This window comes from Synechocystis salina LEGE 00031, from assembly GCF_015207985.1.
Taxonomy (GTDB): Bacteria; Cyanobacteriota; Cyanobacteriia; order Cyanobacteriales; family Microcystaceae; genus Synechocystis; species Synechocystis salina.
Map to the genome: position 1 here is coordinate 88,625 of NZ_JADEVV010000006.1, position 16,838 is coordinate 105,462.

The following is a 16,838-nucleotide window of genomic DNA, read 5'->3' on the forward strand; positions in this document are numbered from 1 at the left end:
GGACATCCCCCAGGTTTCCCTGGAGCAAACAGAGGGGCAATCAGAGAGCACTGGTAATTACTGAGATCAGTGCCGGTAGGATGTAACCATATTTTTTGGTTTAGAGATTTTAGTACTTCTACAGACTGAATTTCTCTTTTTTTTCGCCATACTCTTATCAGACAGCCTCTAATAGAAAGGAGCTTAGTTTTCTTGTGGAATATCGTAAAATATGAGCTTTCAGCACCTTAGTTATTGATGGATGATTAGATTTGTTTAAATTGTACGATATTCAAAACAAATAGAGATGGAGAAATTAGCCAAAGCTAGAAATGAAAACTAGCAGAAAGAAAGGGCCCATTAAAAGATTCCGAAAAGCCAAAGGCATTGCTGCCCGTACCTGTTTGATAATTAAGTTGATAGAAACGATAGGCCAATTGCAAAGAAATATTTTCCCTGACCCACCAATCCATACCAAAAAATAAATTCCAACTGTAATTAGTGTCTCCTGATAGACCAAAACCTGAAACATCACCTCGAAACCAAAGGGTAATTGGATCAGATAACTGTAAACCTAGTTTTCCACCGATGAGGGGATCAAGCCAAACTTTTCCTGCCTGAAGAGTATTTTGGGTCGTACCTTCAATATTGACTAGACTACTAGAAATGCTGTAGTTAATCGTATTTTCAAGTTGCAGATTAACACTGTTCAGACGCACTCCTAAAATGGGCTGGAACCAGAAACGGGGAAATTCTTTTCCAGAAGGTTCTTTTGGCAACCCCGCGGGGGGAGAATCACCGAAGTTATAACTAATAGCAAAGTCATAAATCCCTTGATTAAATTGAAGACTACTGTCAATATTATTGTTGATTTGTTGTGGTTCCCGATTATCTTGAAAATTTTGAACTTTGTTTATATCCTCTATTTGTTGATCAATTAATTGTTTATCTTGTTCAATGGTGGATTGCAATGTCCGTAGCGATTCACTATCTTCAATTTGCTGTAATTCTTGAACTTTTTGACCCGCTTCTTCTAAGACTGCTCTAGTTTGCTGTAGGTTTTGCTGAACTTGATTTAGGCTGGGAATGGTGCCAATATTTTGAATTTGTTGCTGTAGATCTCGTAATTGTTCCTGATTCTTGGCAATGGCACTATTGAGGGCGATCGCCTTTTTGAATCCTTGATCTACTTCGAGAGGGACGTTGAGGGATTGAACCTCCTGAATGTTTGTGGATAAAGTTTCTAGTTTCCGACCATCTTGAGCTAAGGTCTCCGTAAAAAATTTAAAATCAGATGCTAAAGTTTCTAGGGATTGGGCATCTTTCGCCAGGGTCACCTGGAGGTCATTTACTTCTCTTTCAAAGTTTTGTAGGGTTTCACTAGCTTTCAGTTCCTCTTGTTCTTGCAAGAGTTGCACTTGCTGATCTAAAAGGTTCGCAACTTCCTGGATATTGCTGTTAATGCCTTTAGTTAAAAAATAGTCCACCGTATTAATTGGACTAGGAGTACGGGTATTTGTTCTCTGAACACTACCCGCTCCCTGTAAATTGACATAGTAACCATCGATGATAAATCCCCAGTTTCCTTTCCAGGCTTCCACACGACCACTCGCCGCTACGTTGAGGTATTGCAACAATTCTCCCAGTCCCAAGCGGTAATTAACGGTCTCTCCTTTAACGGTAGCACTGCCATAAGTACTAATAGGAATAGTGGCGTAGGGTTGAAAGACAAATCTCCATTTATCGCTATCTTCTACGGTCTGAACTTGTAAGGGATCAAGAACTTCAGAGGAGTCGGGGACAGTTTCAGGCGGGGGGATAAACTCCTGAGAAATTAGGGTATTTGGTTCGGAAGATAGAATTTCTAAATCCGAGGCACAGGAACTTGTCGGAGCCGGTAAGGGTTGCTCTTCCTCCAAACTGGATTCGGTCGGTGTAATGAAGTTTGATGTCGGCACAACTTCATTACAGGAACTAATCGATTTTGCTTCTGGGGCTATTGAAGATAATGAAACAGGATTGGCAAGCACTTTTGGGGTAAATAAACCAGAAGTTCCCAGCAAAAAACCTTGAATGATTAGGATTAATTTAATAGGATTTTTCAGTTGTTCTAACACGGCGATCACTCCTCTTATTTTTCAGATATATTACTTGATTTTTGATAATTCAGGCATAATTTGGCTAGTAAAAATATCAATTACCCCTGTAACCATAAATTGAACCCCGATCGCCGCAACAAATAAGCCCATGACCCGTTGAGTAATACTCAGTCCAATATTACCTAAAAGTCGTTGTAATGATTTACCTGAAGCGAGAACAAGGAAAACCAGAAAAGTCACAAAAGCGGTCACAGGAATGAGTTCAAAAGCGGTCCCTTTATGAATTTTCTCCGCCTCACTGGCGTAAAGAATCACATTAGCAATAACCCCTGGCCCCACTAATAAGGGCATGGCCATGGGAATCACAATTTGACTGTAAACTGATTTTGCTTCAATTAGATTACTTTTCTTGTCTTCTTGCTTATCAGAAAGAGAGTCTGTTGTATTTGTTCCCTTTCCGTTCACGATATTGATACCGATGATTAAGAGAAGTATGCCCCCCGCAATCCGAAAGGAATTTAGGGTCACACCAAAAAAATTAAGCATCGGTGTCCCTACGAGCATAAAGATCACTAACAAACCTAGAACAGTCAGAGAGACAAAAAAAGCAACAATCCGTTGGACTTCTTTGGTTTCACGGGCAGTGTAACTGATAAAAATAGGTAGCATGCCTAAGGCATTCAAGAGAGCAAATAGGGTAATTCCAAAATTTCTTAAAAATGAAAAATCCATAATCTGAAAATTCAAATAAAATTTAGACAGAAAATATTGGTAATCCCCAAATAAGTATTCTACCTAAGGGAAAAGCTAGAAACTTATCTTCAAGAGAAATTAATGCTCACAATTGTTCCTGGCTAAAAGGCGATCGCCATGTGACTTATGCTAGTGGTGCCCGTGTCATTCCCCGTTTCCAATCAATTAAAAAGAGGAACCGGGTTGTTTGAGGAATTCCGTTTCTTCTGGGGTGTTTTCTCTGCCTAAAATTTGATTGCGGTGGGGAAAACGCCCAAATTTTTCGATAACTTGATAATGGCGAATGGCATAGTCAATAGTAGATGCACTATCGGCATCCTCCCTAAGTTGTTCAAAGAGGGCGACAGACTGGCGTTGATGTTCGAGGTTTTCGCTGTGTTCATAGGGCAGATAGATAAACCACCGTTTTATAGGAATCATTTGTTGGTCGAAACCTTGTTCGACGGCGTATTGAGCGGCGCTTAAAGCTTTAGGGTCGGTGGCAAAAGAGCGCCATTGACCTCGAAACAGATTTCGAGGCAATTGGTCTAGCAAAATGATCAATGCCAGACAGCTTTCTGGGGCAGTTTGCCAGGAGTCAAGTTTACCGGCGGCGGCAGCTTCGTAGTCGGTATAAAAATGTGATCGCACTTCTTCGTCGAAGTCGGGGTTTTTGATAAACCAGATTTTTCTTGGTTTCCCATAGTCTTGGTTATTGGGTTCACCAAACCAAAAATTTAAGATATCTTTAACTCGGTGGGAGATTTCTGAGTTCATCATAATTGGGGTGATAACAGAAAAGAGAAATTTTGTACGCTGGCCAAGGGGGCAAAACCGAGATTCTCGGCATGGTCGTTGATGACAATGAAATCGAGACTACATCCAGATCATAGTTAGCACCCACCAGTTTCAAGTACTGGCAGGTGCATTGCCCCAGGCTAGTGTGACTGTTAAGCTCAATCGTGCATTAACACCAGTTTTGGGCTAGTTTCCGGTGGGTAAGGGTATTGTGATGCCCTCCTTCGCGAGCATTTCCCGGATATGTTGGAAGCGCTCATACTGGGTGAGCGTAATCGGGCCAGCATACCCCTCGCTCTGTAGCTTGCGCGGTGGATACTGCACATAGGTTTTCATTAGCTCTTTGACCTTTTCGCTCATGGTGACCAGCATCCAGGTGCGTTCCGTATAGTTGTTCATGAAGATGTCGTAGCGTTCCTGGGGGTCTTGCCACAGGTCAAACATCTGCGGCACGACGGCAACATAACTCTCTGCCCCCTTCCATCCCAGGTTGGAGTCTACGGCTAGACCTCCGGTCGTTGCACCATCGTCACCCCGCAGGTTAAATACCGCCTTGTAATTGTTGACCCGTACTGCCCCCGGTGTCAGTTCATTCTCGGTGAAATAGAACCAGGATTTGCGTTCACACTTACCCGTACCAAACAGCGCTGGAGACATGTCGTAGCTGTCAAAGATGATCGGTTGGCCTTCACGATCATTGGTGGGTAGTGACACCCCGGCGAGGTTAGCAAAGGTCGCCATCAGATCGAGACCGCCCACAATATCGTGGTTCTTCACGCCGGGCGCGATCTTCCCGGGCCACCAGGCGATCGCCGGGACGCGGTTGCCCCCCTCACGGACGGTGCCCTTTGTGCCCCGGAATGGGGTGTAGCCAGCGTCAGGATAGACATCCTGCCAGGCCCCATTGTCGGTCGTCCAGAAGACGAAAGTATCCTCTTCCAGGCCAAGTTCCCGTACTTTATCCATAATTGCCCCGATGCGAGAGTCCAGCTCGACAATCGAGTCTGCATACTTGCACTTAGAAGGCGATTTGTGAATGAAGTTGGGGTGGGGCAGGTTGGGCTGGTGTACCTTCATAAAGTTGACGTTGAGGAAGAAGGGCTGGTCTTCCTTGGCCGCATCTTCGAGAAATTCGATCGCCGCTTTCTCGACATAGCCATCAAAGAAAGGAATTCCCACAACGCCTTCATCTGGCGTATCGACGTACTGACCATTGATCTTGAAATCTTCCTTGGCCTTCTCACCGGCCTTAGCGGACAGCGATCCTTTGGTCACATTTTGGAACATGGCCCGTAGTTCTGGCTCCATATCGGGGAACCAGGTGGGGTCGGCATAGGTATAGGCATTTAGGTGGTAGAGACCGACATACTTCATCTCGTCGTAGCCCTGGGCATTGGGTAGTGCATAATCGTCCTCACCCAAATGCCATTTGCCCGTGAAAAAGGTGCGGTAGTTGGCCTGTTTTAGCACAGAGGCCAGGGTCCACTCCGCTGCGGGTAAGCCGCCGCCCTGGCCCTGAAATGCCACGGTGGTCATGCCGCTACGGTTGGGGATACGACCCGTTTGCATGGCCGCCCGACCCGGAGTACAACTCGGTTGGGCATAGAAGGAAAAGAAGGTCATGCCTTCCGCCGCCATGCGATCAAAGTTTGGGGTTGGCATCCCCCGTCCTTCGCCGCCGCCGTAGGGGCCAAGATCGCCATAGCCGGTGTCATCGGTTACTAACAGAATAATGTTGGGTTTTTTATTCGACATTGTTTTGTCTCTCCATTAAATGGTTATTAGAGTTATCAGTCAGCAGGGGAATGCTGCCAAGGGATTTAATCGTGTGGCATTACTGAATCAGGGTATGAGTTTGTGAGCTTCAAGATTTTTTATCGCCCCCTAAATCCCCCAATGCTGGGGGACTTTCCATTTTTGGTTCCCCCCAAATTTGGGGAGCTAGGGGGGCTAAACATACCTCAAATCAGCAATGCCAATTCTGTATTCGTACACCGCCCTCCTATTGAGACATTGACCGCCGGAAGGCAAATCGATCAATGCGGCCCTACACCATTAAGTTCGGGCCGGTTGACAGGCGGTTTTCCGGCTTTTTTTGGTTTTATGCAGACCATGGCATTTCTTAAACTTCTGACCACTGCCACAAGGGCAGGGATCGTTGGGATGGGCTTTGGCAAAAGCGGCATCCTGGGCGGCCAAGATGGGCATGATTTTTGCGGCAGGATAGTTGCGTCGCATGATTTCTGCTAAAAGCCGGAGGGGTTCATCAATGTGATGGAAAAATTCCTTATACCCGGCACACAGGTAATTCAGCCCTGGTTCCCCATCGGGGGTGGTAATGAACCGATTTTTAGGACATTCGCCGTTACAGGCAAAGCGCACGTCACAGTCCAGGCAATACTTTGGTAGTTTTTCCAATTTGTCCCGCCCAAACTGATGCTGGCGATCGCCGCCGACCAGATCCCCTATGGGCTGATCCTGAATGTTGCCCAGCTTATAATCGGGTTCGACAAAGTGGTCACAGGAGTAAAGATCACCGTTATGTTCTAAGGCCACCGCATGACCACAGGTGGGTTCAAAGACGCACATGCCAGAGGGCGCACCGATCCACTTGCTGACGGCGGCTTCAAAGGTTTGTACGAATACCTTGCCCACATCATGGCGCACCCATTCATCAAAGATACTGATCAAAAAGCTGCCAAATTGCTCAGGTTTAACGGAGCGATCAGAAACGAGGGTTCCCTGTTGGTGGAGGGTACTGCCGTCCTCATTTATCCGCTCAATAATGGGGATGAACTGAACCCAGCTAGCGCCCACTTCATCCCGAAGAAATCGATAGACCTCCAGGGGATGATTGCCATTTGCCGCATTGACAGTGGTCAGAATGTTGTACTCTACTCCATGTTTCTGCAACAGCCGCAGACCCCGCATCACGTTATCAAAGGTCGGCCCCCCAGCTTTATCAACCCGATAGGCATCATGGAGTTCCCTTGGCCCATCAATACTCAACCCAACCAAATAGTTGTTTTCTTTCAAAAACTCACACCACTCATCGTTGAGTAACGTACCGTTGGTTTGGATCGTATTCTCAAAGGTCATTCCCGGCTTGCGGTACTTCTCCTGGTAGGCGATCGCCTTGCGAAAGAAATCGACTCCCATCAGGGTGGGTTCTCCTCCCTGCCAGGCCACCGTAACCTCTTTTGTGCGGTGGGTTTCGATCAGTTGACGAATATAGTTTTCCAACAGCTCATCCGCCATCCGAAACTTACTGCCTGGATAAAGCTGTTCTTTGTCTAGAAAAAAGCAGTAGGAGCAGTTGAGGTTACAAATTGCTCCGGTTGGTTTAGCCAGAACATGGATGCGGGGAGGAGTTTTGGGCTGGGTCATACTGTGGATCTCGGTGGCTGAATGTGGATCAAGATCCAATTTAAACTTGTCATTTGTTTTGATCAGTCACAAGGATCAATCGCTTATTAAGATGATGCAGTTTCCGTACAATCGCTGAAAGTTTTGTTTGACAATGGTTACAGGCGTTTAACCTGTTTGCCATTTCATTCTTCCCACCTACTTAGGGATTTCTTATAAAGCCCCCATTGTTCGTGCGGGAGAGCAACAACTGAACGACTTGGGTCATCTTGCCACTACCCATCGGTTTAGGCTATACAAAAATGGCAAACTTTTGGGAAATCAACACTTTTTCACAGAATGTAGGTAACAATCGGTGTTTTTTGCCATTGCAACATAAGCTAATATTATGGTTCAAAAAGTTCAGCCGCCAACGCCGAATCTTATTCATCAAAAGTTTCAAGATACCGATGAAATGGCTGAGGCGCTGAGGCTTCCCCTCAGAATTACCCCGTTAGTGCTTGCCCCCTACTCCTGTGAAGCGGTGCAACTCAACCTGGGGAACATTGCCTTTAACTTTACGAAAAGTGTTGTGCCCTTGCGGGTTGTTGGGCCGAAACCAGCCGAAGCCGTCTTTTTTTCCTTTCTACTCAATGCGGTAGATGAGCAGAAATTTATAGCCCACAACTGTCCAATCAATCGGCAGATGCTGTTTGGCTTCGACTCTGAGCGGGAGGTTGATCTCGTGATAGCTGACTCGGTTTTATATTGTTATGTTGCTGTCAGCGCCGTCCTACTAAATCAATATCTTTGCCTGATGGAACGGGACGACCTTGATGCCAGATTCTTAGGGCAAAATCAAGTCTGCATTCCAACCACTATTGGGCCGCTCCAGGTCTTTGTCCGGGAACTCTATACTTTGGTCGTTAACCAGACTGCTTGCCTCGCCAGCTTAACTTTTCAGAGGCTATTGAAAGAGGACTTTATTCCTCTCTTGATTCAGTCCATTCCGCCTAAAGGACAGCTTCCCACAACGTCCCAACGTCCCTTGCGCCGAGGCGATTTAGTCCGACAAACGGAAGCATTCCTAGAAGCCCATCTCAACCAGCCCATCACCCTGGCCGCCGTTGCAAAGAGCATCTTTACTAGCCAGCGTACCCTAACCTATGCCTTTGACCAAATTTTAGGTATCTCCCCCATGGTCTACCTCAAGATTTTACGTTTGCAGGTGGTGCGTCGGTTGCTGAAAATGACAGTACCTGGGACTAGGACTATTTCGGCCATTGCCGCTGAGCACGGTTTTTACAGTCCAGGTCACTTTGCTAGAGACTACAAGACCCTGTTTGGTGAGACTCCCAAAGAAACCCTGAAACAGTAATCAAAAGGAACTCTTTAGGTTACTCGCGGACACTGCCTCGAACTCCGGTGGGTGATGGTTAATTCAACACCTCTTGATCCGTTACGGTGGGCATGGGATTAATGGTTTGGTGGGGAATGCCAACCCGAATTTCGGCTTTATCAAAGGCCTGTTTCACCCGCCGTCGGAATTCTCGCCCCACATTCCACTGTTCACAGGGCTAGGTTTTTATCAATAAACAAATCAAAATTTCTTATTTATTTTTCTTTTAAATTGAACAGTAGATGTTATTTTATAGCGTGTTGTTTCCTGGAAAAGACAGCCAAAGTCTGTAAATACTTGTAATAAAAATTTATGATTGAACCATATAGCGATTGGGCTATTCTAGCAATTTTTGTTTTTCTGTATAGTTTGATTGCAGGAAGATTATCCAAAACGTGGCTGTCCGATGCAATTATTTTTTCAGGTTTTGGCTTACTCTTTGGCGCTTTTGGACTCAATCTAATTCAATTCAATGTCACCTCGGAAAATCTCAAAACGATCGCCGAATTAACCCTGGCGTCGATTTTATTTACTGATGCGGCCAATGCAAATTTAAGCATATTACGGAATAGCTTGCGGTTACCCTGGCGTTTGCTGGCGGTGGGACTGCCCCTCACGATTGGACTGGGTTTTATCGCTGGCCAATTCTTATTTCCCCAATTTAGTCCAGCGGAAGCGGGCATTCTCGCAGTGATGTTGGCCCCCACCGATGCCGCCTTGGGAAAAGCAGTGGTCACCAATCCCCAGGTTCCTGACAATATCCGTGAAGATTTGAATGTGGAAAGTGGACTCAATGACGGTATTTGTGTCCCGCTTTTATTTACATTACTGGCGATCGCCAATCCAGATCAGACAGATACCAACAATACAGCCAGTTTATTATTTAACCTCTTCACTCAACAGATCGGTATTGGGGCTTTAATTGGGGCCAGTTTTGCCGTAATTGGAGTACAACTTAGGAGCTTTTGCCTCCAGCGGGATTGGATCGCCGCCGATTGGCAACCGATCTTGGCGATCGCCCTGGCCATTGCCTGTTTTGCCAGCGCCCAACACTTAGGCGGCAGTGGTTTTATTGCCTGTTTTGTGGGGGGATTGACTTTTGGGAGGATGGTGAAAACCGAAAAGGAAGACTTGCTGATTGCCGCCGAAGCCACCGGGGACGCTTTATCGTTGATTACCTGGGTGATGTTTGGCGCTAGCGTTGTACCCTTTGTGATCAATGAGCTAACTTGGTCAGCCTTTGTTTATGCCGTGTTGAGCTTGACGGTCATCCGTATCCTGCCTGTATTTTTGGCCGTTTTAGGGATGGGGTTAGACCGTTGGAGCACCTTGTTTGTCGGTTGGTTTGGCCCCAGGGGATTAGCCAGCATCGTCTTTGCCGTTATCGTGCTGGACGAAAAGTTACCCCATAGCCGCGATATTGCGATTATTGCTTCTTGTACGATTTTATTGAGCGTTTTGGCCCACGGTTTTAGCGCAACGCCCCTGGCCAATTGGTATGGTCAATGGAGTCGTCGCCAGAATCATCAACCATGAACTTATTCGTCGTTAATGTGAACAAATTGATTGCCTATTTCAAAATTAAAACCGTTGACAGGTACATTACTCGGAGAATCACTCACCGCCTTAACTTTGGGTGTCGAGCCTTAAAAAAAATACAAAAATTCTTGTTATTCCTGATCGCTGGCCTGTTGGCGATCGCCTTAACGAGTGTTAGCCTACCCGCCCAAGGGCAACTGATCAACCTGCCCAAAAATGTCTCCGTGCCCCTCAGTGATGTGAGCCAAGAAGGGAATCTAGATATTGCCAAAGTTAGGCTTGATGGCAAGGTACTTTTTGCCATTGCGGCCCCCACAACCAATCAGTCAAGCGATGAAAACATCGTTTCTCCCATTCAGCGACGGGTTAAGAGCATTAACTATAACCTCAGCAAAATTGTTAGCGATGGCTTTGATCCCCAATCCCTGAGCATTGACCCTGCGGTTTTGAATGATCAAACGGTGCTGGTGGCATCGGATCAAAATTGGGGTCCCAGATATTTATTAACCGTCACCCAGGCGGATACTGAGTTAGATGAACCAATCGCCATTGATGGCACAGCTCAGAAATGGTCTGACATTATCCGACAAGCATTATTACAAGCCCAGAGGGAAAGACAAGTCCCCTATCAAAAACAACAAATTCCGCTGATTCTGGCTTTGATTCTAATCATGCTAGCCAGCAGTTGGGTGATTAGACGCTTACAAAAATGGCGGCGATCGCAGCGTCTTCGTCTGGAACACTATCGACAAGTCTTACTCACCTCCAAAGAAAACCATGAGCTTGCGGATGCTTCTCCAGCAGAGTTGGAGTTAGACGAAACCTTTATCCGTCAGTCTCAGAAGGCTTGGTATCACCGTTATCTGCCTCGAATTTCCGTTGAAAGTCAAATTGAGTTTCTATTGATTTTGCGACCCCTATTGTTTGCCATGCAACTCAGCCTGTGGTTTGGGGGGGGGGGCTGGATTTTGCATCGGTTTCCCCAAACCCGCGCCGTCAGTGATTGGTTAATTCGATTTCCCCTAGCTTACATTGGCATTATGCTGGGCATTTTCCTATCAAAACCGATCTTAGATAGCATTTGTCGCCTGGTTTTAACCCGCATTATTGATTTTATTCAAGAAAAAGGGATGGAATATCCCCGCGTAAAAACCCGTGCAATTACGATTTTTTCTGTTTTAAAACAATTCAATATTTATTTGATTTTAATATTGGGATTTTTATTATTTTCCTATTTTATTAATGTTTTATATTTTGCCTTGATCATTCTGGCAGGACTGGCTTTTTTGGTTCAAAATGTTCTCCAAGATTTTGTCAAAACCTATTTTATTTTGGCAGAAGATCAGTATGGATTGGGGGATATTGTGCAAATTGGCGAGGTTTCCGGCACAGTAGAACGAATTTCTCTCCGCAATAGTCAACTCCGCACCGTTTGCGGGGATTTGTTTATTGTTTCCCATAGTAGTTTCGACAAAATAACCAATTTTACCCACGGTCAATCGGGGATTAAAGTGTTTATTGATGTTGCTTACAGCACAGATTTAGATCTGGCCATTACGGTGATCAATCAAGTTGTGGAAGACATGCAACAAGATGAGGTTTGGAGTAAGTATGAAATTCAGTCAGACATGAAAGGGGTAGACAATTTTGGCGATAATAGTATTACGATCTTTTTGGTTTTAAAAACGAAACTGAGTGAGCAATGGACAGTGGTACGAGAATACCGTCGGCGTTTGAAGTTAGCGTTTGATCAACAGGGAATTTCTATTCCTTTTCCCCAACGATCTATTTGGTTTGAAAATAAGTTGACAATGGTTGACTCTTCGATGAAAAATAGTCAAAATAATGATCAGGCCTTGATCCGTGAAAGTGGACAAGAAAGTTAAATAAATTGGTCGCTTAACTATAGATTGCTGAAGCTATTTCTGGACAAAGATTTAGAATGTCAAATTGCTGATTCATCTAAATTCTATGTTTGATAAGCGTTTCATAAAATCATCCTTTTTTAAGACCAGTACCCAATAAATCTATCTACAATGTGAATAAATTGATCGCCTATTTTAAAATAAAGGTGTTGTTTTCAGGAAAAAGTAAGGTTTGAGTAAATCCACTTTTTTCACTAAACTTGTTTGGGTTAAAGGAGATGGCCGGATAAATCTTACCAGTACGCTAGGTGATTCCTTGAAACTGCCTGATGGTCAGTTTAGGACTTCTTGATCCGTTGCACTGGGCATCAGAGTGATGGTTTGGTGGGGAATGCCAGCCCGAATTTCAGCTTTATCAAAGGCCTGTTTCACCCACCACCGGAATTCTCGCCCCACATTCCACTGTTCACAGGGCTAAGTTTTGATTATTTGTGAATTTACATTGTCATAAAGATTAGTTATCCAGGTTACCATATAGAGAAACTAAGCGAGCAATAATTACAGTTAAAAAAATTGCCCCAGCCATTGCTTCAAAATTTGCGAGAAGCATTACCCACCTTCCTGTGGGAATAATGCCGCCATAGCCAACAGTGGTTAAGGTAATTAAACTAAAATACATTGCCAAATTCCAAGGCTGTAATTGATATTCCCTGACGTCATTAATTTTGAAAGAATGGGGATCTATTTGCCAAATCATGAAATAAATAAAGGACCAGATAATTCCGATAAAAAGATAGGCAATAATCGCCAAGATGATAATGTTACTGGTTACTTTTTGTCTATGGGCTAATGCCTGAATAGTGGCGAACCATTCGTATCCAAAAACTGAAATTTTAATGACGGTAGCAGTGGCCAAGAAAAAAGCACTAAAACTAGGAATCCACTGAAAGTGGAATATCGAATCAAATAAAAAAGAAATTGAAATTAGGACAAATACAATTTTTGCTCTTTTTTTAGAATAGACACGATCATGACGATCAAAATCCCTAAGCGAAATTAAGAATATGGTAGCTAAAAAAGTTATATTAACAAAGAACAACTCAAACGTATTTTTGCCAACAATCGCAATCGCAATACCAATTACGGTAATAATTAAAATAATGTAAGGGTTTGTCAATGGTTTGAGCATACTCTTTTCTATTATTCGACAAATTCCAGAAGCGTTCTTAAGATTCGAAGGAGCCGAAACAACGGCTTTAGTGATCGCCTCCCTAATTAAAAAGTAATCGCCTTAGTCTCTTCGAGATTGGACATTTTGATATTCTCCCTTGTACCAGTAAAAATTGAGTCATGATTCCTCACATTTTGGTTAAAAATTCATAGATTTAACTATCACTCCAATAAAACTAATTAATCCAATTACCAACAGTGCTACTCCAACAATTTCCGCACTGTAGGATGTTTCATAGATATAGCTATTACTTTCAATTTGCTTGATTAACTTACGGTGTTGTTTTAACCCTACAAACATCCCAAACATTCCTGTACCAATAAAGGATAATCCTACAATAACTGAAAATCTTACTGGATTAAGATGATGTTCAATATGGATATTTTCAATTGACCTCACGATGGTAGGGATACCAAAACCAAAACCAATTAATGATAGAGACGTGCGGATCCAAGCCATTAAGGTACGATCGGCGGCGGCTCGACTACGATATTTAGCTAGTTCAGTACGATCTGCAGCTAAATCATTGGTAGAAGACTGCTTGGGAGTTTGACTCATAATTGATCAGTTTTTTTAGGGTAATTTGGCTAATTTGCGCTTATGGTAAATTGAGTAAAGAACACCTAAAACAGCCCCCACCATTAAATAAGCTACTATTGTTGGTATTACTTGTTTTTCCAGACCATTTAAAATAGTGATAAATAAAGCTAAACCAATATTACGAGCAATACAGGAAATTGCTAGGATAGACCTATGATCTTCATCGGGGCCTCCTAAAATGTGTCCAATACCCAGAGAGACAATCACCATAATAGTGATCACAACTAATGGTAATCCCCAAAGTTTAAACAACAAAGGAAATCCAATAATACAGGCTAAAATAACTAGTATAAAAAACAGAAAATTAGCGATAAAAGTTAAAGATTTTTCAACCCTTACTGCATAATTAGCCCCAAATTTTTGCAGTAAAAGGCCTAGACTAACGGGTAAAAGTTGCACTATAGTCACTTGTTTAGCGACATCTAACATAGTTAGTTTTTCGGGAATACTTTGAAATAGGATAGTAAAAATAGCTAAAGTCAGAGGGGTAATAATAACCGCAAGTAAAGCCAGAGTTAGCTGAAGACTAGCAGACTGACTAGATTTAGCTCCCGCCATTTTGGTTCTTTTTGTGGTCAGAGGCGCACCTGGAGAGGCTGCTAAAAAGACTAATCCCATCGCTACTCCCAAAGGTAAATTAAATAGTTTCAGAAGTGCCACTACCACTAGGGGAACCAGCACAACAACTGCTAATAGCGCACGAAATAGTAAAGCAGGTTTGCGCCAAAAAGAAAACATTGTCTCCAAAGAAAACTTGATTCCCATGGCTAACATTAGGGAAAAAATTGTAACTTTGACGATTATGAGCAAAAAAGGATGGTTCATGACTTAAATGCGAAGATTTGTCGCCAATCATTTTTCATGCTGATTACGAACCAACCTTCTTTCTTGGCTTCATCGTACAGTGCCTGAGTGAATGTTCCGACCCTGGTGTCGGGCAGTCCTTGGGCTGGACCGTAGGCGTACTCCCGTTTTGCGTCGTCGTGCAGCACAAGCATTGATAACCTTGCCCCATCCCCTGCCTTGGTGTATTCCAGCATCTGGCGATCGCCAGTTGAGTTACCAAAGGCGGCGTAAGGTCGGCGTCCGATCATCAGGTGGATGCCTTCGGGTTTACCGGCATTGTTGTCGTTAAGGAGTAGTTTTGGTTCTTTAGTGAGCATTGGCTGACCGTTTTCGTCGTAGCCATACTTGGTGCTACCCGCACTGCCAACGACCTGCTCAGGGGGAATACCGTAGGTCTGCTCTGAGTAAACCCTTACGAAGTCTTGTCCACCACCCGTAACGATATAAGTCTTGTAATCGTTAGCACGCAGATATTTCAGCAACTCCTGCATGGGCAGATAGGTGAGTTCAGTGTAAGGTCGATTCCATCGGGAATTTTTAGCCGTTTCTAGCCATTTTTTAGCTTCAGTTTTGAACTCATCCACTGTCATGCCTGTAAGGGTGGCGACAAGAATCTTTTCAAGATCCGGCAGGGAGAGCTTGGCGATCGCCTCTTTGTTGCCCGAAAGCACGGTTTTAAAGGGCTCAACATCGGCAAGCTTTGGTTTGTCCTTAACCACCACCGGAACACGATCAAAGACATAGTCTACCTGGGTATACATAGGATATTCGACCCATAAAGTTCCGTCTTGATCAAACGTCGCAATCCGCTCTGGTAAGGGGACGAAATTCGGGTTCGATGGGTCGGTTGTTGTTTGCACAAACTCAATAATTGCGCTTTTTGTTGCTCCCTTATTCCAAGAGGGCAAAGGATCGGTGGATTGGGCAAATACCTTACCGAAGTTGGCAAGGTTCCCCATCCATGTCACTACTAGAACGCCCAATAGGGCAATCAGTAAGGTCTTGAGCGAGAATTTTTTCATCTTGTGATTTTTGGCTCAGTATTCTGGAACTAAGAAGAAAAAATTTCTATCCTTGGCGGACAGTTCCCTTTTTTTTCTTCTCTCTAAAACGTTCGACTACTTTGCATTTTCTCTAATAATTGATCAATAGTTTACTGATTTTCTTGAATTAATATCTGAACCTGCATTGCAAGGTCTTCAGCATAATTGGGCTCGGTGACGACTCCATATTTATGACTAAGCAAACACCTGGGGTTATTTTTCCACTACCCGTCGGCTCAGGCTATACAAAAATGGCAAACTTTTGGTCAGTCACCTTTAGGCGATCGCCCCTTGAAGTTTAATCAATTCAATGATGGAGATCGCACTTCCCAAGAGCTACTAACTTCTTAACGTCCTAATTGTTGCAATAATTCCTGTATTGATAGCACAGGCATAGAAGAACCAAAAAAACCTTGGGCGTCGCGTGTGAGAATAGCGTCCAATCCCTGCTCGACAGCACAAAAAATTTGAACAGCGTCTTCAAAATCGGCCAAACCATACCTGAATGCTGCTTCTAAAACGGCTCGGTTGACAGGACAAATAACCATAACAGTCAGCATTTCTGAGATTGCTTGTCGTGATTGCTCGATACTGCGAGTATGCTTGCGAGCAATATAGAAAATATCCGTAAGCGTTGTTGCTGTCACATGGCCAACAACTTGACCAGTATCAATGGGACTGTAAATTAATTTGTGTAAAAGCAAAAATACAAATTAACCCATTTCAGCAAGGAGGCAATGATGGCAAGGAAGAAAAAAGAGGATACCGTAGCCGATAAATTAATGGATGAACTGTTAAAGGATTATTCAACCCCGGAAGAAATCCTGGGGGAGAACGGTCTGCTCAAGCAGTTAGGTAAACGGCTGATAGAACGGGCACTAAAGGGAGAGCTAAGCTACTATCTGGAGCAAAATGAGGAAGAGTCAAATAGCCGTAATGGCTATTCTGACAAGACAATCCAGAGTGCCCAGGGGGAAATGACCATTAACGTACCCAGGGACCGAAAAAGTAACTTTGAGCCAATACTAGTGCCGAAACGAGAAAAAAGAATCCAGGGACTAGATGAAAAAATCCTTGGGTTATATGCCCGTGGCATGAGCACTCGCGATATCCAAGAACAAATCGAGGAACTCTACGGAGTAAAAATATCGGCCGGGTTGGTGAGCCAGATAACGGCGGAGGTAAAGGAAGACATCAGGGAATGGCAGAATCGCCCGCTCGAAGCCGTTTATCCCATCGTCTGGCTAGACGGACTGCGGGTGAACATACGCCATGAAGGGCGGGTCTCCATCCATGTACTCCACGTCGCCATGGGGGTAAACATTGAGGGACACAAAGAGGTTCTGGGGTTATGGCTATCGG

The 16,838-nt window shown here is 44.2% G+C and carries 16 protein-coding genes; 4 read left to right on the plus strand and 12 right to left on the minus strand.

What is annotated here, in order from left to right; all coding sequences use genetic code 11:
• Positions 1–305: 305 nt before the first annotated feature.
• From IQ217_RS03365 to IQ217_RS03385, 5 genes are all read right to left on the minus strand, one after another.
• Positions 306–2,096: an outer membrane protein gene (locus IQ217_RS03365; RefSeq protein ID WP_194018917.1), complete on the minus strand. Its 1,791-nt coding sequence runs from the start codon at positions 2,094–2,096 to the stop codon at positions 306–308.
• 30 nt (positions 2,097–2,126) lie between these two features.
• Positions 2,127–2,810: a MarC family protein gene (locus tag IQ217_RS03370; RefSeq protein ID WP_190597379.1), complete on the minus strand. Its 684-nt coding sequence runs from the start codon at positions 2,808–2,810 to the stop codon at positions 2,127–2,129.
• 186 nt (positions 2,811–2,996) lie between these two features.
• Entirely contained in the window at positions 2,997–3,587 is a 591-nt protein-coding gene (locus IQ217_RS03375; RefSeq protein WP_194018918.1) for a DUF924 family protein, read from the minus strand.
• A gap of 207 nt (positions 3,588–3,794) precedes the next feature.
• Positions 3,795–5,363: an arylsulfatase gene (locus tag IQ217_RS03380; RefSeq protein WP_194018919.1), complete on the minus strand. Its 1,569-nt coding sequence runs from the start codon at positions 5,361–5,363 to the stop codon at positions 3,795–3,797.
• Between the two features lie 300 nt (positions 5,364–5,663).
• Entirely contained in the window at positions 5,664–6,995 is a 1,332-nt protein-coding gene (locus tag IQ217_RS03385; RefSeq protein WP_194018920.1) for an anaerobic sulfatase maturase, read from the minus strand.
• A gap of 367 nt (positions 6,996–7,362) precedes the next feature.
• On the opposite strand from IQ217_RS03385, the gene IQ217_RS03390 reads away from it, so the two are divergent.
• Complete coding sequence (locus tag IQ217_RS03390) at positions 7,363–8,331, plus strand: AraC family transcriptional regulator (protein ID WP_194018921.1); 969 nt, start codon at positions 7,363–7,365, stop codon at positions 8,329–8,331.
• Positions 8,332–8,389: 58 nt separating this feature from the next.
• Here the strand turns inward: IQ217_RS03390 and IQ217_RS19170 are convergent, their stop codons facing one another.
• Positions 8,390–8,512 carry a hypothetical protein gene (locus IQ217_RS19170; protein WP_255512823.1) on the minus strand — a complete coding sequence of 41 codons (123 nt, stop codon included), beginning with the start codon at positions 8,510–8,512 and terminating at the stop codon, positions 8,390–8,392.
• A gap of 152 nt (positions 8,513–8,664) precedes the next feature.
• On the opposite strand from IQ217_RS19170, the gene IQ217_RS03395 reads away from it, so the two are divergent.
• A complete protein-coding gene (locus tag IQ217_RS03395) occupies positions 8,665–9,888 on the plus strand; it encodes a cation:proton antiporter (protein WP_194018922.1) in 1,224 nt (407 codons plus the stop codon).
• Positions 9,885–11,777: a mechanosensitive ion channel family protein gene (locus IQ217_RS03400; protein ID WP_194018923.1), complete on the plus strand. Its 1,893-nt coding sequence runs from the start codon at positions 9,885–9,887 to the stop codon at positions 11,775–11,777. The genes IQ217_RS03395 and IQ217_RS03400 overlap by 4 nt, the downstream gene beginning before the upstream one ends.
• A gap of 312 nt (positions 11,778–12,089) precedes the next feature.
• On the opposite strand, the gene IQ217_RS19175 is transcribed toward IQ217_RS03400, so the two are convergent.
• From IQ217_RS19175 to IQ217_RS03425, 6 genes are all read right to left on the minus strand, one after another.
• A complete protein-coding gene (locus IQ217_RS19175) occupies positions 12,090–12,212 on the minus strand; it encodes a hypothetical protein (protein WP_255512839.1) in 123 nt (40 codons plus the stop codon).
• Positions 12,213–12,270: 58 nt separating this feature from the next.
• On the minus strand, positions 12,271–12,945 hold the full coding sequence (locus IQ217_RS03405; RefSeq protein WP_194018924.1) for a potassium channel family protein: 675 nt from the start codon (positions 12,943–12,945) through the stop codon (positions 12,271–12,273).
• A 180-nt stretch (positions 12,946–13,125) separates the two neighbouring features.
• Entirely contained in the window at positions 13,126–13,545 is a 420-nt protein-coding gene (locus IQ217_RS03410) for a YidH family protein (RefSeq protein ID WP_194018925.1), read from the minus strand.
• Positions 13,546–13,560: 15 nt separating this feature from the next.
• Positions 13,561–14,412 carry a bile acid:sodium symporter gene (locus tag IQ217_RS03415; protein WP_194018926.1) on the minus strand — a complete coding sequence of 284 codons (852 nt, stop codon included), beginning with the start codon at positions 14,410–14,412 and terminating at the stop codon, positions 13,561–13,563.
• Entirely contained in the window at positions 14,409–15,455 is a 1,047-nt protein-coding gene (locus tag IQ217_RS03420) for an HAD family hydrolase (protein ID WP_194018927.1), read from the minus strand. The genes IQ217_RS03415 and IQ217_RS03420 overlap by 4 nt, the downstream gene beginning before the upstream one ends.
• 368 nt (positions 15,456–15,823) lie before the next feature.
• Positions 15,824–16,180 carry a type II toxin-antitoxin system VapC family toxin gene (locus tag IQ217_RS03425; RefSeq protein WP_228017236.1) on the minus strand — a complete coding sequence of 119 codons (357 nt, stop codon included), beginning with the start codon at positions 16,178–16,180 and terminating at the stop codon, positions 15,824–15,826.
• 36 nt (positions 16,181–16,216) lie between these two features.
• On the opposite strand from IQ217_RS03425, the gene IQ217_RS03430 reads away from it, so the two are divergent.
• On the plus strand, positions 16,217–16,838 hold a 622-nt coding region (locus IQ217_RS03430; protein WP_194018928.1), incomplete at its 3' end, for an IS256 family transposase.

Coding starts and splice junctions, on each gene's coding strand:
- IQ217_RS03370 (WP_190597379.1), bottom strand. CDS start 2,810: ATGGATTTTTCATTTTTAAGAAATTTTGGAATTACCCTATTTGCTCTC.
- IQ217_RS03375 (WP_194018918.1), bottom strand. CDS start 3,587: ATGAACTCAGAAATCTCCCACCGAGTTAAAGATATCTTAAATTTTTGG.
- IQ217_RS03380 (WP_194018919.1), bottom strand. CDS start 5,363: ATGTCGAATAAAAAACCCAACATTATTCTGTTAGTAACCGATGACACC.
- IQ217_RS03385 (WP_194018920.1), bottom strand. CDS start 6,995: ATGACCCAGCCCAAAACTCCTCCCCGCATCCATGTTCTGGCTAAACCA.
- IQ217_RS03390 (WP_194018921.1), top strand. CDS start 7,363: ATGGTTCAAAAAGTTCAGCCGCCAACGCCGAATCTTATTCATCAAAAG.
- IQ217_RS03395 (WP_194018922.1), top strand. CDS start 8,665: ATGATTGAACCATATAGCGATTGGGCTATTCTAGCAATTTTTGTTTTT.
- IQ217_RS03400 (WP_194018923.1), top strand. CDS start 9,885: ATGAACTTATTCGTCGTTAATGTGAACAAATTGATTGCCTATTTCAAA.
- IQ217_RS03405 (WP_194018924.1), bottom strand. CDS start 12,945: ATGCTCAAACCATTGACAAACCCTTACATTATTTTAATTATTACCGTA.
- IQ217_RS03410 (WP_194018925.1), bottom strand. CDS start 13,545: ATGAGTCAAACTCCCAAGCAGTCTTCTACCAATGATTTAGCTGCAGAT.
- IQ217_RS03415 (WP_194018926.1), bottom strand. CDS start 14,412: ATGAACCATCCTTTTTTGCTCATAATCGTCAAAGTTACAATTTTTTCC.
- IQ217_RS03420 (WP_194018927.1), bottom strand. CDS start 15,455: ATGAAAAAATTCTCGCTCAAGACCTTACTGATTGCCCTATTGGGCGTT.